Consider the following 13,185-nt stretch of genomic DNA (forward strand, 5'->3'; position numbering starts at 1 on the left):
TATTTATCATTCACTCTTGGTAATGACGGCACTATTCGTCAACGTTGTTGCATCATTAACGACTGAGATAGAAACTTCCGTGTTAGGATATTTGCTTTTGACGACCTTTAGCAGGATCACACCGCGCTCGTAGGCCAGACGCATCGCATCTGAAATAGCGATGGAGGGACTGACATAGGCATAAACCACAATGCTGACCGGTTTATCTGTGCCAAACCATTTAGCCATCTCATCAATGATTTCTTGCGGATAGCCTTGCTCCATTGATTTGAAATGAACAATGAACTGATTGCCCTGAGTCTCCCAGGATGGGTTCGCTTTCGAGGTATCGAATTGACCGGAAGTTTGCCCTTTAATCGAGGTGGCCGTTTGGTTGTCGGCCAGTCTAATCACGTCACTTTTTTTATCTTCACGGCCCGCTTGCTCTGACTCGTCTGCAGGAGATGCTGCTGAAGCGGCAGTAGAATCAGAGGCGGTGGCGAAATCTGTACCGGTAGCAGCGCCAGCATCAGTTGAAGTTGAAGTTGAAGTTGAAGTTGAAGTTGAAGTTGAAGTTGAAGCAGAAGCAGAAGCAGAAGCAGAAGAAGCGGCCAACATATCAGCCTCAGCATCCTGGCTACGATTTTTATTAGCGCCTGCCGCAGTTGCTTCAACTGGCTGTGTTTGATCGACCGTACGGGTTTGATTGGGTGTTGTGCTGACAGCACCACTGCTGGCTCCGCTACCACTTACCGAGGAGGCTACTGGCTGAACAGTTTGTTCAGCCAGTAAAGGGGCTTCATAACGTTTTTTAGAGCTTTCATACATGATTAACATACTGTTAAGTACGAAAACTAACATCAGAAATATAAAAATACATAAAACCGTTGAAAATGCATCAACGAATGTTGGCCATGGGTTACTCTCTTCCATAAAAGCACCATATAAAATAAATTAATCATTCCTCAGCGGACATTATATTCATCAAAAAAAAGAAAAAATACTCACTCATTGCGTTTTAAGAAAAAACCAATACAACAAACAATATAAATAAATTCATTTTCATTCACCAAAATAATATCAGTCACAAAAACAACACTCCCCCCTGAGCGAAGCCTTTAGTTTATCCGTTTGAATTCTAAATAATATAAAACATGCCGCACGCTTGTTTTTTAGATGAAAGAAAATTCATTCATGTAAAAGCAATTCCAAGAATCATTGATATTATTTATGTAAGAAAACGCAGTTTATGGGGTGTAAAAAAAACGGCTCCTTATTACAGAAGCCGTTGTGGTATCACCGTTTTAATCTGTTCAGCATTGCCCGCGGGCAATGCTGCTTAATAATAGTGCGACATTACAGTGCCATCAGTCGGTCCAGCGACGGAGCAAAGTAATAGCCGCCGGTTACCGGCTTGGTGAAACGCAGCATGGCGTCACGCTTACCGTCAGTGTCACCGAACATGCTTAGCAGTTGCTGCTCAATATTATGCAGACGTGCGCAGTAAGCGCAGAAATAGAGACCGTGCGTGCCGCTGGCCGTGCCGTATGGCAGACTCTGGCGCACAATTTTCAGCCCTTTACCATCTTCTTTGAGATCGACGCGGCTCAGGTGAGAGGTAACCGGACGGTCATCACCGTCGATCTCTTCGTTGGCTTCCTTGGTACGACCAATCATCATTTCCTGGTCGTGAATGCTCATGCGGTTAAGCTGCTGCAGGTTATGTTCCCAACGCTGCACAAACACATAGCTGCCGCCAGCATCCACGCCATCTTTGATCACCGCGACTTCACGGCGCGTTTCTTCACCAGCCGGATTTTCCGTACCGTCAACAAAGCCGCTGAGATCACGTTCTTCAACCCAACGGAAACCGTGGATCTCTTCTTTAACGTCAATGCAGTCACCAAATGCTTCCATTGCCGCCTGCGCGACGGAGAAATTCACGTCATGACGCAGAGAGAGTATATGGATCAGCACGTCATATTGGGTAGCCGGCGCCAGGCCTTTACCATAAGGGATAAAGTCTTTTAACTCTTCCGCCCCAACGCCGCCGCTTAATGCACGCCAGGTGTTGTTGCCGAAAGCCACAACCGCGCCCAAATGCGCATCCGGGAACTTCGCTTCAAAGGTCGCCAGTTTATCGGCAAAGATTTTGCTGGCCGCACGCAGGGCCTCAACGTCGCCTTTAACATTGGCTTCAATCCAAATCGCCGCACGGCAATGTTCTGGCAAAATGCCACTCTGAACCTGAGACATTGTTCCTCCTGAAAAAAAGATGCCACGACCTCGTGGCATTGATTGGCGCTATTCTACCTGTTTTTTTAGCAAGTCGATTTGTTCAGACGCAAATTAACGCCGCCAGATTATTTTGCTGACTTTCCACGTTTTCAGCGTATCGTCCGATGGCATTAAGCCCTCAGGCCCGCTCCATTCGCCGGAAAAAATATAGCTAATATGCTGACTTCCTTCAGCTTTACATTCAATGTTCGCGCTGTCATCGCCGGTTGCTTTCTGGCAATTACCAAAGGCTTTGGTGTAAAGGTCGCTAAACGGTGTACCGATTTCGACACCCGCGTCTGATGAAATATCGCTGTCCAGGACATCAATACGGCTGATGGTTCCCTGACTGCCATTGATGACCATTGCCAGCTTGTCATCTTTCATCGCTTCATAGAAGCGCACCACATTACCGTCATCAGTCTTCATCCCGCTGCGCAGGCGGTAATCACCGTCCAGGGCATCAGCAATAGCTTTTTCATCCAGCGGCGTAGCGCCAGTTAACGCGCCGACGCCCTGCTCAGTGACCTGCGTTGAAGAACCGAACCAGTTCCACGGATTGGCGGCAGACCAGTTCACCGACGACAGCGTGGAACACCCGGTCAATAGCAGCGGCATCGCGCATAAAGTCAAACGCAGTGATTTCATTTCACTTCCTTCCTTATTTATCAACGTTGCTTGGAGTCCGGTTTCGCCAAAAAGTGCCGTTATTCTTTCTCAAGGGAAAAACAGGCGCGCAGACGTTGATTGGTTAACAGCCAGACCAGCGCGACGATATCCGCAACCAGCAGCGCCAGTCCGATGCCGTTGACAGGATCGCCTGCCAGCCACATCGCCGGTTGCCAGCAAAGCAGCACCAGTTGCGCGAGAATCAGCAATCCGCGCAGCCAGCGCCACAAAACAGGAAACGCAAAACGCCGCCCGCTGAGTAAAAAAGCCACCACCGCGGGAACGCCGGGGAGCAACCCCAGCCAGAACGCGTTATGGTCGGGATAAAACAGATTCAGTAGCGTATTGCCCTGCTCCCGGGAAGAGCCGGCAATCACAAACAGTACCCAGGTGCGTGCCTGCAGCAGCAATACGCACCAGAACAGAAAAGGCAGGCGCAGACGCCCGTGACCGTCATAGTCGGCGGGGTGAAATTCAGTACTCTTCATCTTCGATCAAGCGCTTACCGAGATTGAGTACATCCGCATGTTCATAGCCCAGGCGTTCATACATCCCCAACACCAGATCATTATCCTCACGCACCATGATTTGAATCTTCGGACACCCGCGGGCGATGAGCTTTTTCTCCAGTCGGTTAAGCAGCGCATTGGCGATGCCGCGACCGCGAAACTCAGGATGCACGCCCAGGTAATAGGCCGAGCCGCGATGACCGTCGTATCCGCCCATCACTGTACCGACTACCTCGCCGTTCACTTCAGCGACCAGGAACAAGCTGACGTCATGATTTACTTTACGCTCAATGTCCATTTCCGGGTCATTCCATGGACGCAGTAAATCACAGCGCTCCCAGAGGGTGATCACCTCTTCGAAATCTTCCTGGCGAAAAACGCGTATTTCCATGGTATTGGTTACCTTTTCAGGACGTTAAAAAGCGATTATGGCGCGAACGGCTGATTTAGCCAATATCTGACGCGAAGCGGCGGAAAAAATGGCATAATACGGAATTGTCACGTATTGAAATGAAAAGTAAAACAATTCTTATCCCGATCCGTCGCAACGGACTACGCGATACGATATAACGTCTGGAACCTTTTTTTACAACTCAGGCCGTATGAGCACTTTTAAACCACTAAAAACACTCACATCGCGCCGCCAGGTGCTGAAAGCCGGGCTGGCCGCCCTGACGCTGTCAGGCATGTCGCAAGCCATCGCTAAAGAAGAAGCGCTAAAAACCAGTAATGGACACAGCAAACCGAAAGCGAAAAAATCAGGCGCTAAACGCGTGGTTGTCCTTGATCCGGGTCATGGAGGGATAGATACCGGCGCAATTGGACGCAACGGTTCGAAAGAAAAGCACGTGGTACTGGCGATTGCCAAAAACGTACGCTCTATTCTGCGCAATCAGGGGATTGATGCGCGCCTGACCCGCTCCGGCGATACATTTATTCCGCTTTACGATCGCGTCGAGATCGCCCACAAACATGGGGCCGATCTGTTTATGTCGATTCACGCCGACGGTTTTACCAATCCGAGCGCCGCGGGCGCATCGGTCTTCGCGCTGTCAAATCGCGGCGCCAGTAGCGCTATGGCGAAGTATCTGTCCGATCGCGAAAACCGCGCCGATGAAGTCGCCGGGAAAAAAACCACCGATAAAGATCACTTGTTGCAGCAGGTGCTGTTCGATCTGGTGCAAACCGATACCATTAAAAACAGCCTGACGTTAGGCTCGCATATTCTTAAAAAGATCAAACCAGTACACCGTCTGCACAGTCGCAGCACGGAACAGGCCGCCTTCGTGGTGCTAAAATCACCCTCAATTCCTTCGGTACTGGTCGAAACGTCGTTCATTACTAATCCGGAAGAAGAACGTCTGCTGGGTACGGCGGCATTTCGTCAAAAAATTGCTACCGCTATCGCCAATGGCATCATCAGCTATTTCCACTGGTTTGATAACCAGAAAGCACACTCGAAGAAACGTTAATCATGAAGCCCGATGCACAGCGCGTAAAACAGTTTCTGCTTAGCCTGCAGGATGATATTTGCCAGCAATTATCCGCCGTAGACGGCGCCGAGTTTGTTGAAGATAGCTGGCAGCGTGAAGCAGGCGGCGGCGGGCGCAGTCGGGTGCTGCGTAACGGCGGTATTTTCGAGCAAGCGGGCGTCAATTTCTCTCACGTCCACGGCGACGCGATGCCGGCCTCGGCCACCGCCCATCGACCAGAGCTTGCCGGACGCAGCTTTGAAGCCATGGGCGTCTCGCTGGTGGTGCATCCACTCAATCCCTACATTCCGACCAGTCATGCCAACGTGCGGTTTTTTATCGCGGAAAAACCGGGCGCCGACCCAGTCTGGTGGTTTGGCGGCGGCTTTGACTTAACGCCCTACTACGGCTTTGAAGAGGATGCGGTACACTGGCACCGTACGGCGCGGGATCTGTGTCAGCCGTTCGGTGATGACGTTTATCCCCGTTACAAAAAGTGGTGCGATGACTACTTCTTCCTTAAACACCGCAACGAGCAGCGCGGCATTGGCGGGTTGTTTTTCGATGATTTGAATACGCCGGGTTTCGACCACTGCTTCGCCTTTATGCAGGCGGTGGGGCAAGGTTACACCGAGGCGTATCTGCCCATTGTTGAGCGACGTAAAGCGATGAACTGGGGCGAGCGCGAGCGTGATTTCCAGCTTTATCGTCGCGGGCGCTATGTCGAATTTAACCTGGTGTGGGATCGCGGCACGTTATTTGGTTTACAAACCGGCGGGCGCACGGAATCAATTCTGATGTCGATGCCGCCGCTGGTGCGCTGGGAGTATGACTGGCAGCCGGAAGCGAACAGCCCGGAAGCTGCCCTTAGCAAGTTTATTCAGGTCCGCGACTGGGTGTAATTGCCTGATGGCGCGACGCTTATCCGGTCTACAATCCGTAGGCCGGATAAGACGCAAAGCGTCGCATCCGGCACCATAATCTTATCACGCCCACTGCCGCATACGCTGATGCAGCGTCAACGACGGTTTTTCCGCAAACAACTGCTGGTAGTCGGTAGCAAACTGCCCTAAATGCCAGAATCCCCACTGCATGGCGGCATCTTTCACCGTCGTACTCTGCGACCACGGGCTTATCAGCTCGCGACGCACGGCGTTCAGGCGAATACGTTTTAACCAGGCATTCGGACCAATACCCAGGATCGCGTGAAAGGCGTTTTGCAACGTCCGGCGACTAACGTGCAGTTGGTTACACAAATCGAGCACGGTCAGCGGCTCAGACATGTTTTCCAGCACATATTCGCGCGCACGTGACAACAGACGACGATAGCTCTGATGGCTGATGCTCTCAGCGGTTATGATCGGCTGCGCTTCTTCCAGCATAGTCCCCATCGCCAGCAACAGGTTATCGCCCAATACCTTGCGTACCGCAGGTTGACGCAGGTTTTCCGGATTCTCGCTAAACGTCGCCAGCGCCTGCTGCACAAAGCCCCATAGCGCGGCTTTGTGCTGTTCTTTGACTTCCAGCGCCGACTGGTTACGCAGCATATGCAGCACCCTTTCCGGGTTATGCAGGAAGTTGGCCTGACGGGCAATCGCCTCTTCCGAAATGACAACCCCCAGAATAGTGTAATCATCCGGCGTACTCAGTTCAAACTCCGTCCCGCCTGGACGGGTGGCAATTTCAGCACTGCCCAGACATTGGGCGCCAATAAATCCCTGTTCGCCGCGCGTGGCCGGAATACCAAACCAGAACGAGTTCGGCCAGACAAGGCATGACTGGCGAAGCGCGAGTCCGGTGTATTCACGGAAAACCTGAATATCGTCGAGCAGGATTTCCGTGAACTCGCCATGAAATTTTCCCGGATGCAGCTGGTCGTAAATCTGCTGCCAGGCGGTAATCGTCAGCGCGTGTTCATATACATCCGTTGTTCGCCGCTGGTGAACGTTGTCCACCTCTACTTTCGGCGTAAGTTTAACGTCTTCGGGTAGTGCTTCATGATAAAGATGGTGCAAGTTTGCAGTACGGTTCTTTTTCATGATCTTTTAAGCCGGAAGCTTCAGGGAAGCCCCCGGCCCTCCGACAGGTTAATTTTTTAAGCGATAGCGACTACTACGTTTACGCAACGCTCCGTCAGAAAAGAGCTGTTCCAGCGCCTTTCTGGCTTCATCAAGTGACCAGCCAAAGTGGGCAGCCACTTCCCCTGCCGTCATTCCTTGACGGACCGATGCCAACAGCGTCAGAAGTTGTGCAGAGGATTCAGACGTCAACGGGGCGTCCTGCGTCTTCTCTGCTTTTACGTCTGTTTTTACATCTGGCTTCTGTTCTGGTTTCTTCGGCTGGCGCTTAAAACCGCCGATCAGCCACTGGGTGTCATCGTCCGGTCGGCCTATCTCTTTACGGCTGATAACACGGCCCGTACGCGCTGCGGCGGCGCTGCCGGCATCAAGCGCTGCGCGGCACGCCGCCAGATCGCCTTCCACCACCAGCGTCAGCCTGCCAGGATCGAGCACTTCGTGGCTCAGCAGACGTACGTTCGCGGCTTTCAGCATGGCATCCGCCGCGTCTACGGCAGCCACCATGCCATCCACTTCCAGTAATCCCAGTGCATTGATCATCACAACCTCTCTTACGCGCGCTGGATTGGATTACGGGCAATATCCAGAACGGCATCGGCAAAGGCGTTACATGCGGCTTTACAAGCGGCCTGGCTACCGGTCAAAAACGCTGCTGAATAGTTGGTTTCTGACGGCGGTGGCACGTAGGTCACCAGTTGTACATCGGCAGATTTCAGCGCCGCATCAATACCAAATGTTGCTTCCAGCGGCGGCGCCACCAGATACGCCATCGGATCGCCAAGTCGGCATCCCGCCGTCGCGGAAAGATACGAACCGGTACGCGAAACCACGTGCGCCAGGAAAGCGGTATCTTCTGCGTCATTCGCCCACTGGAACGCTGCGCCGCTTTCAATGTTGGCCACCATCGCGTCCAGACCCGCGCGAACTTCAGCCGGGTTGGGTCCACCGAGCATAATCAGTACTTCGCCCGAGGTTGGAGAGGGACTATGCGCCGCCCCGGCATACAGCGAGCGGCCATAAACCACTTCCACCATCGCCTGTTTTGTCGCTTCGTCTGCGGCAATATACGCCACGTCATCAGAGTCTGCTGTGATGAGTCCGAGGCTACGGATATGTGGCGGTAACTTAAGCTCACGGGCAAAACCGTCATTTACCGAGGCAATCACGCGCATTGCGGTGACTGAAGGTCTAATCAAATCTAATGCTGGCATGATGCCTCCTTAACGGGTCATATTGATGCCGGAGGCTTTTTGCTCCAGCATGCGCTTGGCCAAATCCACAATTACCGCCGCTGCTTCAACCGGTGGCGTACCGCCCTGGTGAATGTTCGAGATACAGGTACGGTCAGCTTCTACGGTCGTCGCAACGCGCGGCGAATAGACGGCGTAGCAGGAGAGACTTTCCGACTGACCGAGACCCGGCCGTTCCCCCACCAGCAGGATCACCGCTTTCGCGCCCAGCAGCTCGCCAATCTGATCTTCGATTTTCACGCGACCATAGCGAACGAAGAACGGGGTCCCGACCTTCAGTCCGGCCTGTTTTAAGCCCGACAACAATGGCGGCAGAATCTCTTCGTAGTTAGCGGTGATAGCGTCGGTAGACAGGCCATCAGAGATAATCACCTGCACATCCGGGTTCATCACACACTGCGATTTCAGCGCATCAATGGCTTCCGCGCTCAGACGACGGCCAAGATCCGGGCGCGTCAGATACAGGTTTTTGTCGCTGATTTCCGAGCGTACTTCCAGCAGTCCCTGCGCTTTTACCCACTCTTCCGGCACTTCTTTTAATACCGTATCTTTTGAACGCGAGTGGTCGGCCAGGAAGCGCAGCAGCGCCAGGGTTCGCGGACGAGGACCGGCGCGGCCGGTACATACACGCGCCGCGGTACTGCGCCGCAGTTCAGTCAACACCTCTGCGCGGTGCGGATTCTCAACGCCTATCCACGCTTTGGCTTCGGCTGAACCTAAGTCCATCGCACAACTTTCACCAGTCGGCGCGGCGCACTGCGTAGTGCTGCATTTTGCTGGTGCTGACGGTTCTTGAGCCTGCGGTTGAGACTCACCCATTGACGCCATTACGCTGCGTACAATTTCTTCAATCTGTTTTTGATCCATCGTGTTTCATCCCCGCATCATCAAAAGAACAGTGACGGATCGCCCGCCCGTTTGGTCAGGCGACCGTTTGCCATAATGCCCATGGTTTCCAGCCAGCGTTCAAATTCCGGCGACGGGCGCAGGTTCAGCAACTGGCGGACGGTCGCGGTATCGTGGAATGCGGTGGTCTGATAGTTGAGCATGATGTCGTCGCCGAGCGGCATGCCCATGATGTAGTTGCAGCCAGCGGTGGCGAGCAGAATCATCAGGTTTTCGTTAAGGTTCTGGTCAGCATCAGCATGGTTGGTGTAGCAGCAGTCGCAGCCCATTGAGATGCCGCTCAGCTTGCCCATAAAGTGATCTTCCAGACCGGCGCGAATGATCTGACGGTCGTTGTAGAGATACTCCGGCCCGATAAAGCCCACGACGGTATTCACCAGGAACGGATCGTAGTGGCGCGCCAGCCCGTAGTTACGCGCTTCCATTGTTACCTGATCGGCGCCGAAGTTTGCGCCAGCGGAGAGCGCCGACCCTTGTCCGGTTTCGAAGTAAAGGCAGTTTTCCCCGGCGATACGGTTGAATTCAGCGCCAACTGCGCGCGCTTCATCGAGCATTGCCAGCTCAACACCGAACTCTTTTAAGCCTTTCTCGCTGCCGCAGATACTCTGGAAGATCAATCCACCCGGCGCACCGCGACGAATCGCTTCAATCTGGGTGGTAACGTGCGCCAGTACGCAGCCCTGGGTCGGAATGTTGAATTTATCGATAACGCCGTACACGGTATCGAGCACGCGGCTTAAGTTTTCCACGTCATCCGTTACCGGGTTTACGCCGATCACCGCATCGCCCGCCCCGAAAGACAGCCCTTCATAGATTTGCGCCGCAATACTCTGCACGTCGTCACGGGTGTCGTTCGGCTGCAAACGGCAGCTAAAGGTGCCCGGCAGACCGATGGTGGTGTTAGCCTTTTTGATCACCGGCATTTTCTTGCCGCCGTAGATCAGGTCCGCGTTGGAGCAGATTTTTGCTACCGCAGCGACCACTTCCGACGTTAACCCTTTGCGCGTAAACGCGATGTCATCAACGGAGGTTTCATCGCTCAGCACGTACTCGCGCAGCTCGCTGATACTCCAGTTTTTGATGCGGTTATAGGCCGTTTCATTGACGTCATCCTGAATCAGACGCGTCACGCAGTCCTCTTCATAGGAAATCACCGGGTTATTGCGGATATCCGCTACCGTCATTTCCGACAATACCTGCTTGGCTGCCACGCGTTCCTGTGAACTGGTTGCAGCTCCCCCTGCCAGCACATCCCCCGAACGCAGTTCGTTGGCTTTGGCCAGCACCTCTTTAACATCCTTAAACTGATAAACATTGCCGAACAATGTGGTCTTTAGTTTCATAAGTCGTTCCCTCAGGAAGGAAATGCGAGTGATTTCACCGTCACCGGCACAACCGATCCGCCAAAAAGAGGCGTACCAATGTCGATATAGTCCCCCGCCCGGACAACCACCTCATCGATGACCGCCAGCGGGTGTTGCTGTAACTGTGGGCGTAACAGCATGCCCAGGGCTTTACCAAAATCCTGCTCGGCTACCACCAGCAGGGGATGCGGATTTGGATAGCGCGCGACAAAAGCCAGCAGCGCATCAATTACCGTTAACAGCGCGGCGTAGCGCACCGGCAGAGAACCGGGCAACGCCAGCACGTAGGCGTCCGTTTGCGGATCCAGATCGAGCTGCATTAACGCCTGTTGCCAGGCGGCCACCAAATCAGCCTCATCAACCGGAATCGCCACCGGCAGATTGCGCAGCGGAAGTGCCACGCCTTCCAGCCAGATGGTGCTGCCCGAAAGCGACAGCGTATGCGCCCCGGCACCAATCACCGTGGCACGCACGGTTTGCGCCGGGAACTGCACGTTCATCTCACGCAGGCGCGGATGTTCATGCAGCGCCGTGGCGAGCAGCGGTCCAATGTCGGAAAAACAGAACGGATCGGCAGGTTGGTTGCGGTAGCACTCGCCTACCCCGCCGGACAACGTAATCACTTCCGGCTTCACGCCCGCAGGCAGCAGACCGGTTTGCATCAGCGCCTGCGCCAGCGGTGAAAGCGTGCCGTCAATCACCTCCACAATCAGCGCCGCCATACGTCGCGCCACCGCAACCAGTTGCGCCGCATTGAGGGTTCGGGCGTCAAAGCCTGGACCAAATACGTCATCAACAATCATCTGTCCCGGCTGATGCGCGTGCACCACGTGCCCCTGACCGTCGGTTTCCAGCAGTCGCCCGCCGACGTTCAGACAGGCCGAACCACTGACTTTTCCGGCGTCGAACAGCGCATAGTTCGACGTCCCGCCACCGATGTCGATATTCAGTACACGGCACAACTTCTGCTCAGACAGCGTTTGCGCCCCCGCGCCGTGACCGGCGATCACCGACTCCAGATGCGGACCGGCGCTGGCAACCACGAAGTCCCCCAGCGACTGGGAGAGCGTCATTACCGCCGGGCGGGCGTTACGGGTTTTGGCGCTTTCTCCGGTGATGATGATCGCGCCGGAATCAACGGTCTCAGGTGCGATGCCCGCCGCCTGATACTGGGCAAGGATCAGTGCCTTAAGTTCGGCCTCTTTCAACCCGCCCTGCTTATCAACAGGGGTAAAGAACACCGGGCTTTGCCAGCTAATTTCGCGTTTGATGAATTCGTAGCGCGGCACCTGCGACACTGCCGCACGGTTAACCAGCTCAAGGCGCGAGAAGATCACCTGAGTGGTGGTGGTGCCGATATCGATACCGACGCTCAGTAGCTGGCGAGTGTTCACGATTGCGCCTCCGGGTTGGTTTCCACTTCTGCTGGCACGTTTTCATCTTTCGGTACCAACAGCATAGCCACGCCAATCGCCGTTACGCCGCCAATCAGCTTGCCGACAATCATCGGGAAGATCATGGCGTTCATGTTGGCGGCGGCGAAACCTAAGTGGTCACCCAGGGCGAAGGCCGCGGAGACCGCAAAGGCGCAGTTGATCACTTTCCCGCGGGTATCCATATTCTTCATCATGCCGAACATCGGGATGTTGTTGGCCAGCGTCGCCACCATGCCAGCAGCCGCAATATTATTAACTTTTAACAGGTTACCGACGCTCATCAGCGGCTTTTCAAACCAACGGGTCAGCAGCAGCACCATCGGGTACGCCCCCAGCAGCACGCAGGAGATAGAACCGATAACTTCGATGGCGCGCATTACTTCACCCGGCTTGTCGCCCGGCGCCATGAAGATAGGGTCCAGACCCGGGATCAGCTCCCAACCAAGCAGGAATTTGATGACTGCCGCCGCCAGACCGAGGGTGATCAGCGCCACCAGAAATTTCGCGAAGATCTGGAAACCGTTGATCATTTTTTCCGGGATAAATTTCAGCCCCAGCGCCACCAGCACAGCAACGATGATCACCGGGATCATGTTCATCAGGATCAGCGCGAAGGTAAACTCCACCGGCTGCCCGTTGATTTCGACGCCGGAGTACATCGCGACCAATCCCCCCGCGATACAGCCAATCGGAATGGTGACGATACCGGCCAGCACGCCCAGCGCCAGATAACGACGGTCAGACGGTTCAATAATCCCCAGCGCAACCGGAATAGAGAACACCAGAGTCGGCCCCATCATCGCCCCAAGGATCAGGCCAGAGTACAGCCACGCCGCAACGTCGCCGCCCGCCAGTTCTTTCGCCAGGAAGAAGCCGCCCATGTCGCACGCCAGCAGCGTTCCGGCAAACATCGACGGGTTCGCGCCCAGCATTTCGTACAGCGGAATAATCACCGGTCCGAGCAAATGCGCCAGTACCGGCGCCAGTGCGGTCATACCGACCATCGCCAGGCCCAACGCGCCCATCGCCATAAAACCTTCTTCAAACTGACCGCCCGATCCCTCAATACTCTTACCGAATTTACCGAGGAAGCGCGCTGAACCGCCGAACTGCGACAGGATCCTGTCCACGGCGGCAATCAGCATAAAGAACATCATGATGTACATGATGATTTCGTTAATTCCCATAGCCCCTACTCCCTGTCATTTGTGATTTGTAGGCCGGATAAGACGTTTCCGTCGCTTC

14 protein-coding genes are annotated in these 13,185 nt (G+C 54.3%); 2 read left to right on the forward strand and 12 right to left on the reverse strand.

All coding sequences use genetic code 11. From position 1 onward, the window contains the following. Positions 1-6 precede the first annotated feature (6 nt). From OGV69_RS25405 to OGV69_RS22060, 5 genes are all read right to left on the reverse strand, one after another. A complete protein-coding gene (locus tag OGV69_RS25405) occupies positions 7-912 on the reverse strand; it encodes a hypothetical protein (protein ID WP_069324488.1) in 906 nt (301 codons plus the stop codon). A gap of 423 nt (positions 913-1,335) precedes the next feature. After that, positions 1,336-2,235: a porphyrinogen peroxidase gene (gene yfeX / locus OGV69_RS22045; RefSeq protein ID WP_038642506.1), complete on the reverse strand. Its 900-nt coding sequence runs from the start codon at positions 2,233-2,235 to the stop codon at positions 1,336-1,338. A gap of 93 nt (positions 2,236-2,328) precedes the next feature. Beyond that, complete coding sequence (locus tag OGV69_RS22050; protein ID WP_038642508.1) at positions 2,329-2,904, reverse strand: RpoE-regulated lipoprotein; 576 nt, start codon at positions 2,902-2,904, stop codon at positions 2,329-2,331. A 59-nt stretch (positions 2,905-2,963) separates the two neighbouring features. After that, positions 2,964-3,413 carry a DUF2919 domain-containing protein gene (locus OGV69_RS22055; RefSeq protein ID WP_038642510.1) on the reverse strand — a complete coding sequence of 150 codons (450 nt, stop codon included), beginning with the start codon at positions 3,411-3,413 and terminating at the stop codon, positions 2,964-2,966. Next, positions 3,400-3,825 carry a GNAT family acetyltransferase gene (locus OGV69_RS22060; RefSeq protein ID WP_006683546.1) on the reverse strand — a complete coding sequence of 142 codons (426 nt, stop codon included), beginning with the start codon at positions 3,823-3,825 and terminating at the stop codon, positions 3,400-3,402. The genes OGV69_RS22055 and OGV69_RS22060 overlap by 14 nt, the downstream gene beginning before the upstream one ends. A gap of 211 nt (positions 3,826-4,036) precedes the next feature. On the opposite strand from OGV69_RS22060, the gene amiA reads away from it, so the two are divergent. Then, positions 4,037-4,906, forward strand: coding sequence for an N-acetylmuramoyl-L-alanine amidase AmiA (amiA, locus tag OGV69_RS22065; protein WP_038642512.1), 870 nt, complete (start codon positions 4,037-4,039; stop codon positions 4,904-4,906). A gap of 2 nt (positions 4,907-4,908) precedes the next feature. Beyond that, positions 4,909-5,808, forward strand: a complete 900-nt coding sequence (hemF, locus tag OGV69_RS22070) for an oxygen-dependent coproporphyrinogen oxidase (RefSeq protein ID WP_069324487.1) — start codon at positions 4,909-4,911, stop codon at positions 5,806-5,808. 84 nt (positions 5,809-5,892) lie between these two features. On the opposite strand, the gene eutR is transcribed toward hemF, so the two are convergent. From eutR to eutH, 7 genes are read right to left on the reverse strand one after another with little or no spacing between them, the layout of a single operon-like run. Then, positions 5,893-6,945: an HTH-type transcriptional regulator EutR gene (gene eutR, locus OGV69_RS22075; RefSeq protein WP_038642516.1), complete on the reverse strand. Its 1,053-nt coding sequence runs from the start codon at positions 6,943-6,945 to the stop codon at positions 5,893-5,895. 48 nt (positions 6,946-6,993) lie between these two features. Further along, on the reverse strand, positions 6,994-7,524 hold the full coding sequence (gene eutK / locus OGV69_RS22080; RefSeq protein WP_038642518.1) for an ethanolamine utilization microcompartment protein EutK: 531 nt from the start codon (positions 7,522-7,524) through the stop codon (positions 6,994-6,996). Positions 7,525-7,535: 11 nt separating this feature from the next. After that, positions 7,536-8,195 (reverse strand): ethanolamine utilization microcompartment protein EutL, encoded by a 660-nt coding sequence (gene eutL / locus OGV69_RS22085; protein ID WP_003838537.1) that lies wholly within the window; start codon positions 8,193-8,195, stop codon positions 7,536-7,538. Positions 8,196-8,204: 9 nt separating this feature from the next. After that, positions 8,205-9,101, reverse strand: a complete 897-nt coding sequence (gene eutC / locus OGV69_RS22090) for an ethanolamine ammonia-lyase subunit EutC (RefSeq protein ID WP_069324486.1) — start codon at positions 9,099-9,101, stop codon at positions 8,205-8,207. Between the two features lie 20 nt (positions 9,102-9,121). Next, complete coding sequence (gene eutB / locus OGV69_RS22095) at positions 9,122-10,483, reverse strand: ethanolamine ammonia-lyase subunit alpha (protein ID WP_069324485.1); 1,362 nt, start codon at positions 10,481-10,483, stop codon at positions 9,122-9,124. A gap of 11 nt (positions 10,484-10,494) precedes the next feature. Then, a complete protein-coding gene (gene eutA, locus OGV69_RS22100) occupies positions 10,495-11,898 on the reverse strand; it encodes an ethanolamine ammonia-lyase reactivating factor EutA (RefSeq protein WP_038642524.1) in 1,404 nt (467 codons plus the stop codon). Next, a complete protein-coding gene (gene eutH / locus OGV69_RS22105) occupies positions 11,895-13,127 on the reverse strand; it encodes an ethanolamine utilization protein EutH (RefSeq protein WP_038642526.1) in 1,233 nt (410 codons plus the stop codon). The genes eutA and eutH overlap by 4 nt, the downstream gene beginning before the upstream one ends. Positions 13,128-13,185 lie beyond the last annotated feature (58 nt).

The organism is Citrobacter sp. Cc139, assembly GCF_030334645.1.
Classification (GTDB): Bacteria; Pseudomonadota; Gammaproteobacteria; order Enterobacterales; family Enterobacteriaceae; genus Citrobacter; species Citrobacter werkmanii.

What these genes read in the sequence shown, in the direction of transcription:
- hemF (WP_069324487.1), top strand. Translation starts at nt 4,909, where the DNA reads ATGAAGCCCGATGCACAGCGCGTAAAACAGTTTCTGCTTAGCCTGCAG.
- OGV69_RS22050 (WP_038642508.1), bottom strand. Translation starts at nt 2,904, where the DNA reads ATGAAATCACTGCGTTTGACTTTATGCGCGATGCCGCTGCTATTGACC.
- eutL (WP_003838537.1), bottom strand. Translation starts at nt 8,195, where the DNA reads ATGCCAGCATTAGATTTGATTAGACCTTCAGTCACCGCAATGCGCGTG.
- OGV69_RS22060 (WP_006683546.1), bottom strand. Translation starts at nt 3,825, where the DNA reads ATGGAAATACGCGTTTTTCGCCAGGAAGATTTCGAAGAGGTGATCACC.
- OGV69_RS25405 (WP_069324488.1), bottom strand. Translation starts at nt 912, where the DNA reads ATGGAAGAGAGTAACCCATGGCCAACATTCGTTGATGCATTTTCAACG.
- eutH (WP_038642526.1), bottom strand. Translation starts at nt 13,127, where the DNA reads ATGGGAATTAACGAAATCATCATGTACATCATGATGTTCTTTATGCTG.
- eutC (WP_069324486.1), bottom strand. Translation starts at nt 9,101, where the DNA reads ATGGATCAAAAACAGATTGAAGAAATTGTACGCAGCGTAATGGCGTCA.
- eutR (WP_038642516.1), bottom strand. Translation starts at nt 6,945, where the DNA reads ATGAAAAAGAACCGTACTGCAAACTTGCACCATCTTTATCATGAAGCA.
- yfeX (WP_038642506.1), bottom strand. Translation starts at nt 2,235, where the DNA reads ATGTCTCAGGTTCAGAGTGGCATTTTGCCAGAACATTGCCGTGCGGCG.
- amiA (WP_038642512.1), top strand. Translation starts at nt 4,037, where the DNA reads ATGAGCACTTTTAAACCACTAAAAACACTCACATCGCGCCGCCAGGTG.
- eutB (WP_069324485.1), bottom strand. Translation starts at nt 10,483, where the DNA reads ATGAAACTAAAGACCACATTGTTCGGCAATGTTTATCAGTTTAAGGAT.
- OGV69_RS22055 (WP_038642510.1), bottom strand. Translation starts at nt 3,413, where the DNA reads ATGAAGAGTACTGAATTTCACCCCGCCGACTATGACGGTCACGGGCGT.
- eutK (WP_038642518.1), bottom strand. Translation starts at nt 7,524, where the DNA reads ATGATCAATGCACTGGGATTACTGGAAGTGGATGGCATGGTGGCTGCC.